This is a genomic window from Ligaoa zhengdingensis (genome assembly GCF_014384885.1).
Classification (GTDB): Bacteria; Bacillota; Clostridia; order Oscillospirales; family Ruminococcaceae; genus Ligaoa; species Ligaoa zhengdingensis.
The window spans coordinates 122,819-136,779 of record NZ_JACRST010000004.1 but is presented as its reverse complement, the minus strand read 5'-3'; the positions used below and the strand labels follow the sequence as shown (position 1 = coordinate 136,779).

Annotated in this window: 15 protein-coding genes and 1 tRNA gene; 5 read left to right on the top strand and 11 right to left on the bottom strand. The window is 58.6% G+C overall.

The window, feature by feature from the left end:
- Positions 1-50: 50 nt before the first annotated feature.
- Genes H8711_RS04910 through H8711_RS04895 form a run of 4 tightly spaced genes read right to left on the bottom strand, consistent with a single transcriptional unit; the run spans position 51 to position 3,780 of the window.
- A complete protein-coding gene (locus tag H8711_RS04910; RefSeq protein WP_249282425.1) occupies positions 51-1,538 on the bottom strand; it encodes a sodium:solute symporter family protein in 1,488 nt (495 codons plus the stop codon).
- A 36-nt stretch (positions 1,539-1,574) separates the two neighbouring features.
- Entirely contained in the window at positions 1,575-1,769 is a 195-nt protein-coding gene (locus H8711_RS04905) for a hypothetical protein (protein WP_249282424.1), read from the bottom strand.
- Positions 1,770-1,785: 16 nt separating this feature from the next.
- The gene (locus H8711_RS04900) at positions 1,786-3,012 is read right to left on the bottom strand and encodes a dipeptidase (RefSeq protein WP_249282423.1); all 1,227 of its coding nucleotides are present in this window, start codon (positions 3,010-3,012) and stop codon (positions 1,786-1,788) included.
- Positions 3,013-3,054: 42 nt separating this feature from the next.
- On the bottom strand, positions 3,055-3,780 hold the full coding sequence (locus H8711_RS04895) for an aspartate/glutamate racemase family protein (RefSeq protein WP_249282422.1): 726 nt from the start codon (positions 3,778-3,780) through the stop codon (positions 3,055-3,057).
- Positions 3,781-4,101: 321 nt separating this feature from the next.
- Here H8711_RS04895 and H8711_RS04890 point away from each other — a divergent pair, with 321 nt between their 5' ends.
- Together H8711_RS04890 and H8711_RS04885 are read left to right on the top strand one after the other, a co-directional pair.
- Positions 4,102-4,653, top strand: coding sequence for a nitroreductase family protein (locus H8711_RS04890; protein WP_249282421.1), 552 nt, complete (start codon positions 4,102-4,104; stop codon positions 4,651-4,653).
- Between the two features lie 90 nt (positions 4,654-4,743).
- Positions 4,744-4,935 carry a hypothetical protein gene (locus H8711_RS04885; protein WP_249282420.1) on the top strand — a complete coding sequence of 64 codons (192 nt, stop codon included), beginning with the start codon at positions 4,744-4,746 and terminating at the stop codon, positions 4,933-4,935.
- A gap of 248 nt (positions 4,936-5,183) precedes the next feature.
- On the opposite strand, the gene H8711_RS04880 is transcribed toward H8711_RS04885, so the two are convergent.
- From H8711_RS04880 to H8711_RS04870, 3 genes are all read right to left on the bottom strand, one after another.
- Positions 5,184-5,369: a CopG family transcriptional regulator gene (locus H8711_RS04880; RefSeq protein ID WP_249282419.1), complete on the bottom strand. Its 186-nt coding sequence runs from the start codon at positions 5,367-5,369 to the stop codon at positions 5,184-5,186.
- A gap of 101 nt (positions 5,370-5,470) precedes the next feature.
- Complete coding sequence (locus H8711_RS04875) at positions 5,471-6,664, bottom strand: M20 metallopeptidase family protein (protein WP_249282418.1); 1,194 nt, start codon at positions 6,662-6,664, stop codon at positions 5,471-5,473.
- A gap of 147 nt (positions 6,665-6,811) precedes the next feature.
- A tRNA-Leu gene (locus H8711_RS04870) sits at positions 6,812-6,898 on the bottom strand.
- Between the two features lie 186 nt (positions 6,899-7,084).
- On the opposite strand from H8711_RS04870, the gene H8711_RS04865 reads away from it, so the two are divergent.
- Entirely contained in the window at positions 7,085-7,492 is a 408-nt protein-coding gene (locus tag H8711_RS04865) for a Fur family transcriptional regulator (RefSeq protein ID WP_249282417.1), read from the top strand.
- Positions 7,489-8,025, top strand: a complete 537-nt coding sequence (gene rbr, locus H8711_RS04860) for a rubrerythrin (RefSeq protein ID WP_249282416.1) — start codon at positions 7,489-7,491, stop codon at positions 8,023-8,025. Before H8711_RS04865 ends, rbr begins: the two co-directional genes overlap by 4 nt.
- A gap of 104 nt (positions 8,026-8,129) precedes the next feature.
- On the opposite strand, the gene H8711_RS04855 is transcribed toward rbr, so the two are convergent.
- Positions 8,130-9,494 (bottom strand): sodium-dependent transporter, encoded by a 1,365-nt coding sequence (locus tag H8711_RS04855; RefSeq protein ID WP_249282415.1) that lies wholly within the window; start codon positions 9,492-9,494, stop codon positions 8,130-8,132.
- Positions 9,495-9,701: 207 nt separating this feature from the next.
- On the opposite strand from H8711_RS04855, the gene H8711_RS04850 reads away from it, so the two are divergent.
- Positions 9,702-10,358, top strand: coding sequence for a TVP38/TMEM64 family protein (locus tag H8711_RS04850; RefSeq protein ID WP_249282414.1), 657 nt, complete (start codon positions 9,702-9,704; stop codon positions 10,356-10,358).
- 77 nt (positions 10,359-10,435) lie between these two features.
- Here the strand turns inward: H8711_RS04850 and H8711_RS04845 are convergent, their stop codons facing one another.
- From H8711_RS04845 to H8711_RS04835, 3 genes are read right to left on the bottom strand one after another with little or no spacing between them, the layout of a single operon-like run.
- On the bottom strand, positions 10,436-11,662 hold the full coding sequence (locus tag H8711_RS04845; protein ID WP_249282413.1) for a homocysteine S-methyltransferase family protein: 1,227 nt from the start codon (positions 11,660-11,662) through the stop codon (positions 10,436-10,438).
- A 39-nt stretch (positions 11,663-11,701) separates the two neighbouring features.
- Positions 11,702-13,462 carry an arginine--tRNA ligase gene (gene argS / locus H8711_RS04840; RefSeq protein WP_249282412.1) on the bottom strand — a complete coding sequence of 587 codons (1,761 nt, stop codon included), beginning with the start codon at positions 13,460-13,462 and terminating at the stop codon, positions 11,702-11,704.
- Positions 13,463-13,500: 38 nt separating this feature from the next.
- The gene (locus tag H8711_RS04835) at positions 13,501-13,941 is read right to left on the bottom strand and encodes a YwiB family protein (RefSeq protein WP_249282411.1); all 441 of its coding nucleotides are present in this window, start codon (positions 13,939-13,941) and stop codon (positions 13,501-13,503) included.
- Positions 13,942-13,961: the final 20 nt, after the last annotated feature.

Below are 13,961 nucleotides of genomic sequence, written 5' to 3'. Positions count from 1 at the left end.
CAGGGACGCGGCAGACGCCGCATCCCTGACATGGATGTCGCTTGTTTGGATTAGGCGGGTTCGCCCTCCACCTCGGTGTCGTCGAAGAAGACGTCGAGGACCTCTTTGCTGTCCGGCTTGGTCGCCAGGCTGACCACGACGGTGACAACCAGCGAGATCACGCTGCCGAAGATGGCCGGCCAGATGCCGCCGATCCACTTGCTGAGCGAGCCGTACAGCACATAACCGGCGATGTACCACGCCAGGCAGGCGATACTGCCGGTGACAATGCCGGCCAGGCCGCCCGCTTTGGTGGTTCTGGGCCACCAAAGGCCGAGCAGCAGCGGGAAGGTGAAGGCTGCGGCCATCAGGCTGAAGCCGGTGGTGATGATCCACAGCACTGCATCCGGCGGATTGATGGCGACCAGCAGGCCGAGCACGCCCACCACGATGGTGGTGATACGGCCAGCGTTCAGGCCGGATTTGGCGTTCTCGCCCTTCTTGATGTATTTCTCATAGATATTGTTGACGAACAGGGAGCTCACCATCAGCAGAACCGAGTCGATGGTGGACATCATGGCGCCCAGCGCGGCCGCCAGGACGATGCCGCCGACGATCGGGGGCAGATAGCCTTGGATCAGCATCGGCAGGGCCATATCCGAGTTCTCCACCACGGGCAGCAGAACGCCGGCGCCGATGGAGATGACCGCGAGAGCCAGGAAGATGAAGCTCTCAAACAGGATCGAATAGACCAGCGCGGATTTCAACGTCTTTTCGTTGCTGGTGGTGAGGAAGCGGGTGGTCGCGGCGGGCTGGCCGCCGACCTGGAAGAAGCCCCAGACAAGGAAGCCCGAAATGACCCACATCATGGGCTGGCTGCCGCTGATTGAGATACCGGCGGGGTTAAACTGGGCGTAGGCTTCGTGCATCGCGGTGAAGCCGCCGCAGTTGGTGAGCACCACCGGGAGCAGAATGACAAAACCGCAGATCATCAGGATACCCTGGATGAGGTCGGTCCAAGCCACGGCGAACATGCCGCCCAGGATGGTGTAGAGGATGACGATGCCGCCGAAGATGAACAGGGCGGCGATGTACGGGATCCCCAACAGGACCTCGAACGAGTTGCCAGCCGCCTTCAGCTGCGCCGCAATCGTGGGAACCGACGCCACCATCATGATGATGGTCGCGAGCAGGCCGGCAACTTTGCCGAAGCGCGCTTCAAAGATATCGGCCATGGTGACGCTCTTCAAGCGGGCGGAAACCTTGCGGATGCGGTCACCCACGAGGACATAGCAGAACCAGGGCGCCGCTGCCGACGAAATCGCCGCCGGAATGAAGGCATAACCCAGGGTGCGGATCGAGCCGACGGTACCCATGTAGGTGCTGCCGCTCATCTGCGTGGCTGAGAATGAAAAACCAATTGCGGGTGCATTCAGCTTATCTTTCGCGATAAAGTAATCCTTATCGGACGTAACCTTGTTGTTGAACAAAAAACCGATGCCCAACATCGCGATGAAGTACGCCACAATAACGATGATATATTGTGTTGTTGCGCTCATTGTTAACATCCCTTCTCTCTCAAACAGGCAAAGTTGTTATTTGCCCTTTTTGGCATAATAAAGGCAGGCCAGGATCACGTAGACGTATCCCACATAACCGATGATCCAAACGGCGATATCAATGCCGCCCGCGATTGCAGGCAGATTCGGAAGCGCGCAGAGGATACTGCCGCCGATCAGATAGATCAGCATCAAAACCAGGGATACTACTGGAAATTTCGGCTTCTTCATTCAGGATTTCCTCCTTTCACCAGACTTCTTTCAGAACACGAATCGCGTTGCCGCCCATGACCTTCGCGATATCCTGCTCAGAATAGTTGTGTTTAATCAGCCAGCGGATGATGTTGTAGGAAGCCTCGGTCGGGTTCTCGAGGCCCTTTACATACGGAACCTCGGGGAAGGACGGAGCCTTGCCCTCGCCGTTTTGTTTGACAAACGCCTGCTTGATCGACAGGTTGGCCGAAAACGCGTGGTGCAGGCCGACGTGGTCGCCGTACAGGGTGTCCGGACCGAAGGAGACGAAGTCGATGCCGACCAGGTCCTTCACATACTCGAAGTGCTCCATGAACGCCTCGATGTCGTGGGTGGTGTGTTTCTCGGTGATGGTGGTGTGCGGGGCCGCCTCAATGCCGATGACGCCGCCCTTGGCCGCGCAGGCCTTGATGATCTCATCGCTCTTGAGGCGCTTGCTGTTCCACAGGGCGCGCGCGCCGGTGTGGGAGATGAAGACCGGCTTTTTGCTGGCTTCGATGATATCGAGGGTGGTGTTGTCGCCCACGTGCGCGCAGTCGATGGCCATACCGACCTTGTTCATGCGGTCGATCACCTGATAGCCCAGATGGGTGAGGCCGCCGTCGTGCGCTTCCTTCAGGCCGCTGCCCAGCCCGTTGGACTCGCTGTAGGTGATGCCCATCAGACGGACGCCGAAGCCGTACAGCATGTCGATGCGGTCGAGCTCGTTCTCGATCATGGCGGCGCCCTCGATCACCGGCACCCACGCGACCTTGCCCTCGGCTTTCGCGCGGTAGATGTCGTCGACCTTCTCGCATTTAATCAGGAAGTCCTGGTGGGAGATGTCGGCCAGGCGCAGGCCCAGGTCGTAGATGACGTCGTTCCATTTCCAGCCGTGCTTGGATGTGATCAGGCAGCAGCCATCCATCATATTGTCGAACACGCAGTCCCATTTGGACTCGGCCAACGCGCGGTACGCGGTGAAGCTGCGGCCCTCGCGCGCATAATCGAAGGTGTCCGTCACCGGCTTCGGGAAGCAGAACGGATGCTCATGCAGGGAGATCATCGGATACTTCGCGATGATCTCGTCCATGAATTTTTCCTGCTCATCGGTCAGCGGGATGATGTACTCGCCAAACTCGTTGCCCTCTTCGGCCAGGTTAAAGACCTTGTAATCCTCACCGGGAACCAGGTAATCGTAGGCCTTATAGCCCTTATAGCCCTGTTTCAATGACTTTTCCATAATTGTTTCCTCCAAACATCTTATTTTATTTCGACAGCGCCTTCACTTCAGCAGTTTAGGCGGAGTTTGAAATGCCTTTTTGCTCTGGGAAATCCCCATTGCGACCATGCCCTCCAAAGTTTTGAGCGCCGCGATGGCCGGGTTGATCACCGGGATGCCCAGCTCGGCGGACATCTCCTTATCGAGCTGCGCGAAGGCCATGGACATGCAGCCCAGCACGATGGTATCCGCACGATCCTGGTCGCGGGCCGCCTTGGCCTCCTCCAGCGCGCGGCGGCGGATCAGGTCGGGGTCCTTGCCGATATCCAGCACCGACACGTTCACCGAACGCACCGAGGCGAGCTTGCGATCCACGCCGGCCTTGAGTACCAGGTGCTCCAGCGCATCCACGATCGAATCCATCACCGTGATAATCGAGAAGTGGTGGCCGAGCTGTGCCGCCAGCAGCACCGAGTTCTCACCCGGGCCGATCACAGGGATGCTCACCATCTCCTTGGCGGCGTCCAGGCCAGGGTCGCCCGCGCAGCCCAGAATCACGCCGTCAAAGCCGTCCTTTTCGGCCTGTACGATCGCCGCCACCGAACCCGGCACCGACTGGTACTCCTCATACATCGACTCAATCGAGGACGGGCCGGTCGCCACATCCGCGATCTCCACAACCGTACCCGGGAAGGCGTTCGCCTGCAGAACATCCCTTCTGCGCAGCATCTCGGCTTCCCCCAATCCGCCATCCCTGACATTGCCAGGCAACAGATAGAGCAGTTTCATTTGCGCGACTTCCTTTCTCATGCTGTTTTTTAAAATGAGGCCAACACAGCACAGAGCTGAATTGGCCTCATTGCTCAATCAAAAGAGTGCTTCTTGGTTTTCCAAATTCACGGGGTATCTTGGACAATCAGGCGGCGCACCATTGCGCTTCTTTTCGACGAAATCTTTAATACTTTTACATTTTAGCAGACAACAGCGAAAAAGTAAAGATTTTGTTAAAACAAATTAAAAATTTGAGCATTCTGCATATCTTTACTTCGCTGATACAGCATGCTAGAATAAAAATAACACTTTATTTTGACACAAGGAGTGATTGCGTCTATGAACTTTTCCGATCTCGTCGCCTCCCGCGCGAGCGTGCGCAAATACACCGACCAGCCTGTTCCGGACGAACTGGTGATGCAACTTTTGGAATGGGCCCACGACGCCCCCTCCGGCGGCAACCTGCGCCCGTGGGAGTTCATCCTGATTGAGAGCGCCGGGCAGAAGCAGGCGGTGGTGGAGACCACCTTTGCGGGCCGGGATGAGTCGAAGTCCAACCCGCAGAAGTGGATTCTCACCGCACCGCTGGTGATTGCGGTGTGCGCGGATCTCGCCAAGATCAAGGGACGGTACGGCGAGACCTCGATCTGGCCGCATCTGCCCTATCTGGACTGCTCCGCAGCGGTGGAAAACATCCTGCTGGGTGCGGTGGAACTCGGGCTCGCGAGCTGTTATGTCAGCGGGTTCCACGAACAGGAGCTCAGCGCGGTGCTGGGCCTGCCCGAGGATGTCGTCCCCATTGCGCTGCTGCCGATCGGGTATGCGGCGGAATCCCCCGCCCGCCGGCCGCGCGGCCCGGTGGCGGAGCAGATCCACCGCGAACGGTACTGAAGCGCCGCACCGCGGGGCTTCGCATCTTCGCGGCCGCGGCGAACCTAAAACACCCCCGGCGGGCAGGTGATCCGCCGGGGGTGCTTTGGGTTGCTACCAGGTTGGAGCGCCCGTCCCCTGGTGGACGAGAATTTCCAGCAGGGCGGACAGCAGATTGCTGCGGGTAATCAGCTCAAAATGGGGGGGACATCCGTCGCGGAAGACGCGCAGCGCCTGCAAAACCGCCACCCTGTTGTGGGATTCCGGTTGCAGCTTGACGGCGTACTCCGTCCGCGCCGTTGATGTTCAGCCTCACTGTGTAGCTGGCCTCCAGCGGCTCGGCATGTGCCGAAGCCGCGAGGGATTTGACCAACCGTTCGTACTGCTGTTGACTGAGTTGCAGGATGACCATGAAGCGTTCACTCCTTTGTTGTCTTCCACAACAGCTTGCCAGGGACAGCGGCGCATGTTATCATATTTGCAGCCCAATCGCCTTTTGGCTGTTGTGGTTTGGGGAGGAAGCGGTTGCTTGTTGAGGCGGGCCGCTTCCTTCATTTTTTGTTCAGGCCGCTATGCATCTTATGAATCCCCTGCCGCACCACTTCGGCTTTCGATAATTTTAACGCTTCGCTGCATTCCTCCAGCATATGGGAAGTATCGTTGTCAAGCCGAATTTTTAGCGAGATGTCTTTGGGATTGTCAGTGGGACGACCCAATTTTTTGTTCCCCAATCGCATCACCTCACTTATTGGGGTCGCTAATACAATAACATTACCGACCCCAATCAGTCAATGCCTAAAATAATAAAAAACGGCTGGGGCGCCCGCCCCGGCCCTGCTCATTCATTGTCCAACCACTTTATCGCACAATAGGCGTGGATGGCCGCGCCTTTCGACAAAATCTCCTCGTTAAATACCACTTTCTCATTGTGCATCGGCTCGCCGTAAAGCGAATCTTCCTCCTTTGTACCCGCGCCAATCAGCAGATACGCACATGGCAGCTCATATGTGTAAGCGGCAAAATCCTCCGAGCCCATGCCGCCCTCGTCCACCGGGTAGACGGATTTCTCCCCAAACAGCTCCGCCGTATAGCCCGCCATCCGGTCAACAAGCTGCGGATCATTGAGGAGAGGGGGCACCGACGCCAATTCTTCCACCGAGGCGGCACCGCGGAAAGCCTCGGCGGTGCTTTTGGAGATCGCTGCAATCCGGCGAAGGATGCCGGCGGAAAGGTCGCGGTCAAACGTCCGTATGGTACCCTCGATAACAACCTCCTGCGGGATGATGTTTGGGGCCTTTCCCCCGCTGAACTTCCCGATCGTGACAACAGCGGGCTTTTTGGCGGGTATTTCCCTTGCGGTAATCTCCTGAAGCGCCAGATAGATGTGCGCGGCAATGTTGATAGGATCAACCCCTGTCTCCGGCATCGCTCCGTGGCATCCCACGCCTTTCACTGTAATTCTGAAAAGTGTGCAGCCCGCCATAAAAGTCCCTCTGCCGCACAGCACAAGGCCGGAGGGGGTTCCCGAATTGACGTGAAACGCCAGCCCCGCCTGGGGAGTCGGATTTTTGAGAACCCCCGCCTCAAGCATGGCCTTCGCCCCCGTAAATCCCTCTTCATCTGGCTGAAATACAAGCTTTACGGTGCCTTTTATTGCGCTCTGATATTCTCTTAACAGCCTGGCCGCGCCCAACAGCATCGCGGTGTGCATATCATGGCCGCAGGCGTGCATGTTCCCGTTTTCCGATTTAAAAGCGAGCTCCGTCCTATCGGCCACTTTGAGCCCGTCCATATCGGCGCGAAGGAGGATACATCTGCCGGTATCCTCGCCTGTAATGGTCGCAACCAGGCCGCTCTCACAGATTTCAACCGGTTCGTACCCCATCCCGACGAGGCGGTCTTTCACATACTTTTTGGTGTTGGGCAGACAGGTTCCGACTTCGGGATGTCTGTGTATTTCCCTGCGGTCCTCGATCATTTCTGATTTTAGCTGCTCTGCTGACCGAAGAATCATCTTTGCATCGATACCCATATAGCCGCATTCCTCCATCCTAAATGAGATACGCCAAGTTATATTTGTTGAGGCCCGCGATAAAACGAAAACAAAGGATTTTATATCAGCATACCCTATTTTTCACAAAAAATAAACCGGCAAATTCTAAAATTTACCGGTTTACCTTGGTGCGGATAACAGGACTTGAACCTGCACAGGTGTGACCCCACTAGAACCTGAATCTAGCGCGTCTGCCAATTCCGCCATATCCGCATGTCGCTTAATTATATTATCATTTTCGCCTGCGTTTGTCAACATATATTTTTAATTCTTCGCCAGAAAACGCGCAAAATATTTTTTTAAAAAAACTTGACAATGATCTACTCATATGGTATATTATAGACACAATAACAATAACAATTCCTGTTATTGTTAATTCCAAAACAAAGAGAGGGCGACATGAAATATTCCAGGCAAAGGGAGCTCGTGCTGGAGACCGTCCGGAAATATCCGGTTCATCCCACCGCCGATTTTGTGTACACCCATCTCCGGGAAGAGCACCCCAACATCAGCTTGGGAACCGTTTACCGCAACCTAAACCTGCTGGCGGAGCTTGGGCTGATCCACAAAATTGCAATCCCTAATGGCAGCGACCGCTTTGATTTTCGCACCGATGAACACTACCATATGATTTGCAACAAGTGTGGCCAGGTGTTTGATGCGGAACTGAGCATCCTTCGGGAGTTGGATACACAGATCGAGAAGGCCACCGGATTCCTCGTGACCGGCCACGACCTGATTATCAACGGGATCTGCAGCCACTGTAAAACACAACAAAATTTGACGAAAGAAAGAGGTAATGAATGATGGAACTCAAAGGTTCAAAAACAGAAGCCAATTTGATGGCCGCTTTCGCGGGTGAATCCCAGGCGAGAAATAAATACACCTTCTACGCCTCCAAGGCGAAAAAAGAGGGCTATGTCCAAATCGCCAAACTGTTTGAAGAGACCGCGGCCAACGAGAAGGAGCACGCCGAGATCTGGTTCAAGCTGGCCCACGGCATCGGCGATACCGCGGAAAATCTGAAGGACGCGGCCGCCGGCGAGAACTACGAGTGGACCGATATGTACAAGGGTTTTGCTGAGACCGCCAAGGAAGAGGGCTTCGACAAGATCGCTTTCCTGTTCGAGGCTGTCGGCAAGATCGAGAAGGAGCACGAGGAGCGCTACCGCGCCCTGCTCTCCAACGTCGAGGGCGACACCGTCTTCAAAAAGGAAGAGGAGATCGTTTGGATCTGCCTGAACTGCGGCCATATCCACTACGGCAAGACTGCCCCCGACGTCTGCCCGGTGTGCGATCACCCCAAAGCGTATTTTGCCCAGAGGGTGAAAAATTACTAATTCCGCTTTCTTCTATTTTTCGTTTCATTTCGTTTCCCCGCAACTGCAAAAAGCCGGCTCGATGGAACCTCCTCCATCGGGCCGGCTTGCTGTTTTTCCATTTTTTATTGGTTGACAAGCCCCATCACGAGAATCACCAGGATCAGCACCGGCGCGAGATACCGCACACAGAAGGCGAACGCCCTGCGCAGGCGGAAGGCCACGCCGCACTGTTCCACCTCTTCCGCGGCCTTGTCGACGCCCCACACATATCCCACAAAGATGCAGGTGAGCAGCGCCGAAACCGGCATGAGGATTTTGTCGGTGAGAAAGCCCATCGCGTCGAACAGGTTCATCCCGCCGATGGTAAAGCCGGACAGGGCGCCCATCGAGAGGGAGGCGAACACGCCGATCAGCGCCATGGCCGCCGCCATTGAGACGGTGGCCGTGCGGCGCTTCCAATGCAGGGTATCGATCAGGAAGGCGCTGACCACCTCGAGCAGGGCGATGGCTGAGGTCGCCGCCGCGAAGAACACCAGGATGAAGAACAGCAGCCCGAACACCCCGCCCAGCGGCATCGAATCAAACACCGCGGGGAGCGTCTTGAAGATGAGCCCGGGGCCCGCGGTGAGGTTCTCTCTGGAGCTCAACGCAAACACCGCCGGGATGATCGCCATACCGGCGAGCACCGCGATGAGCGAATCGAGGCCGGTGATCAGCATGGTGCTTTTCACCATGTTGTCGTTCTTCTTGAGGTAACTGCCATAGGTGATGGTGATGCCCATGCCGAGACTGAGGCTGAAGAACACCTGCCCCATGGCCAACACGATCACGTTGATGAACTTGGAGGGGGTGTTGATCGGCTCGGCGTTGGGCACAAAGAAGAATTTGAGGCCCTCAGCCGCGCCAGGCAGGGTGCAGGCGCGCACCGCCACCACGACGATCAGCACAAACAGGGCGGGCAGCATGATCTTGCTGGCCTTCTCAATTCCCTTGGCCACGCCGCCGACCACCACCAGCGCACAAAACGCCATGAACACCAGGTGCCAGACCACCGGCTCCACCGGGCTGGCGACAAAGCTGTCGAAGTAGGCGCCATAATCGCCGCCGAACTGCCCGCCGGTGAGATAAGCTGCGATATATTTGAGCACCCAGCCGCCCACCACGCTGTAATACGAGAGGATGACGAACGCGCACAGCACGCCGATGCCGCCCACGAACGTCCAGTTTTTGTTGATTTTGCGGTATGCGCCCACCGCGCTGAGCTCGGTGCTGCGGCCGAGGCTCATCTCCGCCAGGGTGATAGGGATACCCAGGACCAGCACAAACGCGATATAAAACAATAAGAAATATCCGCCGCCGCTGTTCCCAGCGATGTACGGAAACTTCCACAGATTCCCCAGGCCGATGGCCGATCCCGCCGCTGCGAGGATGAACCCGAGCGAGGAAGTAAACTGGCCGCGATGGTGATGCTTGGGCTTATTCGACATAAGTCATACTCCTTTTTTCGGTTTTTCTTGTCAGATACTGATTATTCTACCGGATATGGAGAGAAATAGCAACCATTTGGCCGGGATTTGTCAAAAGATTAAAGAAACCGCCAAAGAAACCCGCGACGGTTCCCACAGAGTGCCGAATTATCTTTACAACCGCCGCGGGACGCGGTAAACTAAAGCCAGGAAAGGCGGTAGTTCCGAATGAAAAAAGAAACGGTTTTGAAATTGCTCCCGTTTGTGGGGATCGTCCTCATCGTGGCGTTTTTCGGCGCAACGCTGAGCAGCGTCTCCATCGAGGATATCCTGCACCTCACCCCGGACAGCTACCTGCTGGCGGCCCTCACTTTCCTGGGGCTGTACGCCGTCAAATCGATCTCGATCGTGTTTCCGCTGGTGGTGCTCTACCTGGCGGCGGGCGCGGTGTTCCCGCTGGCCGGCGCGCTGCTGGTGAGCCTGCTGGGACTGTGGCTGTGCGTCACCATCCCCTTCTGCATCGGGCGCTTCTCCGGGCGTGAGGCGGTGGAAAAGTTGGTGGCGCGCTACCCCAAGGCGCGGAAGCTCTCCGACTTCTCCACCGACAACGCGGTGTTTTGCAGTTACCTGCTGCGGGTCGTCAACCTGCTGCCGGGCGACCTGGTGAGCATGGTGCTGGGCGCATCCGGCATGGGCTACCTGCCCTACACCGTGGGCTCGCTGCTCGGGCTGTGCCCGGTAATGGTGCCCGCTGTGCTGATGGGCCAAAACCTGGCCGAGCCGTTCTCCCCGCAGTTTTGGGTGCCGCTGGTGGCGATCGTACTGATCTCGCTGATCTCCTCCCTGCTGTACAACCGCTATCAAAAGCGCAAACGCGGCGCATAAAAGATGCAAAAGGCCCGCGGAGCTGCCTGCCGAACCGGCGGCACCCGCGGGCTTTCTTTTTTATTGTTGTCTCCAGGTCAGCGCAGCACCGCGCCGTATCCCACGGCCAGCTCCTCCATCCGCTCGCGCGGCACCTCGCTGCGCGAATCGATAAGCGCCCGGCCGTTGTAGTAGATGAGGCCAGCCTCAAGCGCTTCCTCCGTCTCGGCCAAAAACGACACCGGCAGGCTCGCCATGTGCATGTTCTGCGCAAAGCAGTAGGCGTCCTCGTTGCTGGTGAGGTGCACCGAAATCGCGTCGCACCCCTCGCCCCCCGCATCCATCAGGGCGTCGGTCATATCCAGCTCGCAATCGACCGGCTCGGAGAGCTCGAAATCCTCGTCGAGGTAGAACACCTCTGTCTCGCTGCACACCACCAGCGCGTCCTCCTCGCGCTCAATCTGCACCGAATCGAAGTCGAACCCGCGCATCGCCCGGCCGATCGCCGCGAGGTGTGCGGGCGTCGTGCCGCAGCATCCCCCCGCGATGGTCACGCCCGCCTCGAACAGCGGCGCCATCCGGGCGGCCATCTCATCGGGCGACACGCGGTACGCACCGGTGGCGGGGTCGGGCAGGCCCGCATTGGGTTTGGCGATCAGCGGCACCCGCGCGTGGGGTGCGAGGCGCTCAAACAGCGGCTGCATCCCCTCCGCGCCGGTGGAACAGTTGACGCCGAACGCCGCCGCCCCCATCGACTGCGCGGTGAGCAGCGCGGCCAGCAGATCGGCCCCGGACAGGGTGCGGCCGCTTTCATCCACTGTGAGGGTAACAAAGATGGGCAGGTCCGCGTGCCACCCGCCCAGGATGGCCGCGCGCATCCCGGTCATGCTGGTCATTGTCTCAATCGCCAGAAAGTCGACTCCCGCATCCCTGAGCGCGAGCGCCTGCTCGGCGTACAGGTGGACCAGATCGAGAAACGGCGTGTCGCCGAACGGCTCGCAGAACAGCCCGGTGGGCGATAGATCGCCGCCCACCAACGCGCTATCCCCCACCGCCTCGCGCGACAGGGCCGCCAGGCGCAGGTTGAGCTCGCGCACCTGCCCCTCCAGCCCGTAGTGGGCCAGCTTGGCCGCATTGGCCGAAAAGGTCGGCGCGTATACCGCGTCCGCACCGGCTGCGACAAATTCGCGCTGCAGCCGCTGCAACACGTCGGGATGCTCCAAAATCCACCGCTCCACACATGCGCTTTGCGGCATCCCCGCGGCGATCAGATTGGTTCCGGTCGCGCCGTCCAACAGCATGGGCAGCGGGTATGGAAACTTCATGATGGAAATCCTCTCTTTCTTGAACCGGAGGGTCGCCGGTCACATGGATTCGGGAGCGGAAACCTTCATCAGGCCGAGCACGTCGGCGATGGTGTTTTTCACCGCCAGGCAGAGCGCCAGGCGCGCCTGCATCAGCGCCTCATTTTCATCCGCCACGCGGCAGGAGTTGTAGAACTTGTGGAACGCGGTGGCGAGCTCGGTGGCATAGTGGGTCATGCGCGAGGGATCGTAGCTCTTGGCCACATCGATCAGCAGGTTGGGATAGCCCGCCAGGGTGCGGATCAGCTCGCGCTCCTCGGGCAGGGTGAGTTGTTCCAAGTCTTCTAAAGTGCAGCCCCGGTAGACAATCCCCGCCGCCGCCAGCTTCTTATGGATGCTGCAGATGCGCGCGTGCGCGTACTGCACATAATAAACCGGGTTGTCGCTCGAATTCTTCACCGCCAGGTCGAGGTCGAAATCCAGCGTCGCGTTGGGCGAGGAGAGGTTGAAGAAGAAGCGCGCCGCATCGATCGGGATCTCCTCGATCAGGTCGGTGAGGGACACCGCCTTGCCGCTGCGCTTGCTCATCTTGTAGGGCTGGCCGTCCTTCATCAGACGCACGAGCTGCATCAGCACGATGTCCAGCTTGTCCCCGTTGAGGCCGATGGCGTCCATCGCGCCCTTGAGACGCGCCACATGCCCATGGTGATCCGCGCCCCACACGTTGATGACGCGGTCGAAGCCGCGCACCGCAAATTTATTGTAATGATAAGCGATATCCGCCGCGAAATAGGTCGGATGGCCGTTGGCGCGCACCAGCACGTCGTCCTTGAGGCCGAGCGCCTCGATCTCCTCGTCGGTCTTGCCCGCCGCCTTCAGGCGCTTTCTCTGCACCTCGGCATTCTTATACCAGAGCGCGCCCTCCTGCTCGTAGGTCATGCCCAGCTCGGTGAGCCGGTCGAGCGCGGCCTTGACCGCGCCGCCCTCGTGCAGAGTGCTCTCGCGGAACCACACATCGTAGTGGATGCGGTAGAGCGCGAGGTCGCTCTTCAGCTTGTCCACATTCTTCGGCAGGGCATATTCCACCAGCGCTTTTCGGCGCTCGGCGGGTTCGGCGTTCACATAGCGGTCGCCGTACAGCTCGGCAAACTCGCAGGCACGCTGGCGGATGTCGTCGCCGTGGTAGGCGTCCTCGGGCAGCTCCACCGCGTCCTCCCCCAGAAAATGCTGGAGATAGCGCACCTCCAGGGAGACGCCGAACTTCTCGATCTGGTTGCCCGCGTCGTTGACATAGAACTCGCGGGTCACGTCGTAGCCGGCCTTGTCCATCGCCGCGGCCAGGCAGTCGCCCAGCGCGCCGCCGCGCGCGTTGCCCATGTGCATCGGGCCCGTCGGGTTGGCCGAGACAAACTCGATCATCACCTTGCGGCCCTGCCCGTAGTCGCTGCGGCCGTAATCCGCGCCGCAGGCCAACACGTCGCGCACCACCCCTGCGAACCAGCGGTCGGCGAGGAAGAAGTTGATGAACCCAGGTCCCGCCACCTCGCAGCGGGTGAAGCTGGTGCCCGCGAGCTCCGCGGCCTCGCAGAGCTGCGTCGCAAACGCGCGGGGATTAAACTTGACGCCCGCCTCTTTGAACGCGCGGCCGGATACCATCGCCAGGTTGCTCGCAAAATCGCCGTGCGCGGTGTCGTTGGGGATCTCCACTGTAAACGCGGGCAGCGGAACTGCGGGGATCTGCCCCTCTGCGACCAGCTTTCCCAGCGCGCCCATCAGGATTTCGCGCACCTCATCCCCGGCCATCTTTACAAAGTTTGCCATGTAAAACCATCATTCCTTCTCTTTTTTGATCTTCCTTTTTATTCGGCTGCGCGATTCTGTTCGCGCACCTGGACAAACACCTCGTTCTCGCTCGCCAGGCTGGCGTTGAGGTCGAGGGTATATTTGAAGTTGAGCTCCCCGCCCCGGTCGGACAGGGAGGAGAGGATACGGTCGCCCGACACCCCCATGATGATCGGGCCGTAGCCGGTGTCGTACTGGCACTGGTGCCTGCGGCCAGCCTCGACGATGAGCTGCGACCGGTTGGGGCCGCTGCGCAGCATGGTGACCTTGCTGTCGTCCCCTTCGACCTTGAGCGTGGTCTTTCCACCCTCAAAGCCGGTGGCCTCGCTCTCGTCGTAGGAGATGTAGTAGTCCCCGTTTTTGCGGTAGAAGCGGCCCACAGTGGTGAGCTCCACCACGTCCTGCTCGCCGTCGATATACTGGACGCCGCGTATCTGAATCAAAACATCCTTTTTCAAAACTATGTATCCTTCCCGGT

Coding starts and splice junctions, on each gene's coding strand:
- H8711_RS04910 (WP_249282425.1), bottom strand. CDS start 1,538: ATGAGCGCAACAACACAATATATCATCGTTATTGTGGCGTACTTCATC.
- H8711_RS04905 (WP_249282424.1), bottom strand. CDS start 1,769: ATGAAGAAGCCGAAATTTCCAGTAGTATCCCTGGTTTTGATGCTGATC.
- H8711_RS04900 (WP_249282423.1), bottom strand. CDS start 3,012: ATGGAAAAGTCATTGAAACAGGGCTATAAGGGCTATAAGGCCTACGAT.
- H8711_RS04895 (WP_249282422.1), bottom strand. CDS start 3,780: ATGAAACTGCTCTATCTGTTGCCTGGCAATGTCAGGGATGGCGGATTG.
- H8711_RS04890 (WP_249282421.1), top strand. CDS start 4,102: ATGAACTTTTCCGATCTCGTCGCCTCCCGCGCGAGCGTGCGCAAATAC.
- H8711_RS04880 (WP_249282419.1), bottom strand. CDS start 5,369: ATGCGATTGGGGAACAAAAAATTGGGTCGTCCCACTGACAATCCCAAA.
- H8711_RS04875 (WP_249282418.1), bottom strand. CDS start 6,664: ATGGGTATCGATGCAAAGATGATTCTTCGGTCAGCAGAGCAGCTAAAA.
- H8711_RS04865 (WP_249282417.1), top strand. CDS start 7,085: ATGAAATATTCCAGGCAAAGGGAGCTCGTGCTGGAGACCGTCCGGAAA.
- rbr (WP_249282416.1), top strand. CDS start 7,489: ATGATGGAACTCAAAGGTTCAAAAACAGAAGCCAATTTGATGGCCGCT.
- H8711_RS04855 (WP_249282415.1), bottom strand. CDS start 9,494: ATGTCGAATAAGCCCAAGCATCACCATCGCGGCCAGTTTACTTCCTCG.
- H8711_RS04850 (WP_249282414.1), top strand. CDS start 9,702: ATGAAAAAAGAAACGGTTTTGAAATTGCTCCCGTTTGTGGGGATCGTC.
- H8711_RS04845 (WP_249282413.1), bottom strand. CDS start 11,662: ATGAAGTTTCCATACCCGCTGCCCATGCTGTTGGACGGCGCGACCGGA.
- argS (WP_249282412.1), bottom strand. CDS start 13,462: ATGGCAAACTTTGTAAAGATGGCCGGGGATGAGGTGCGCGAAATCCTG.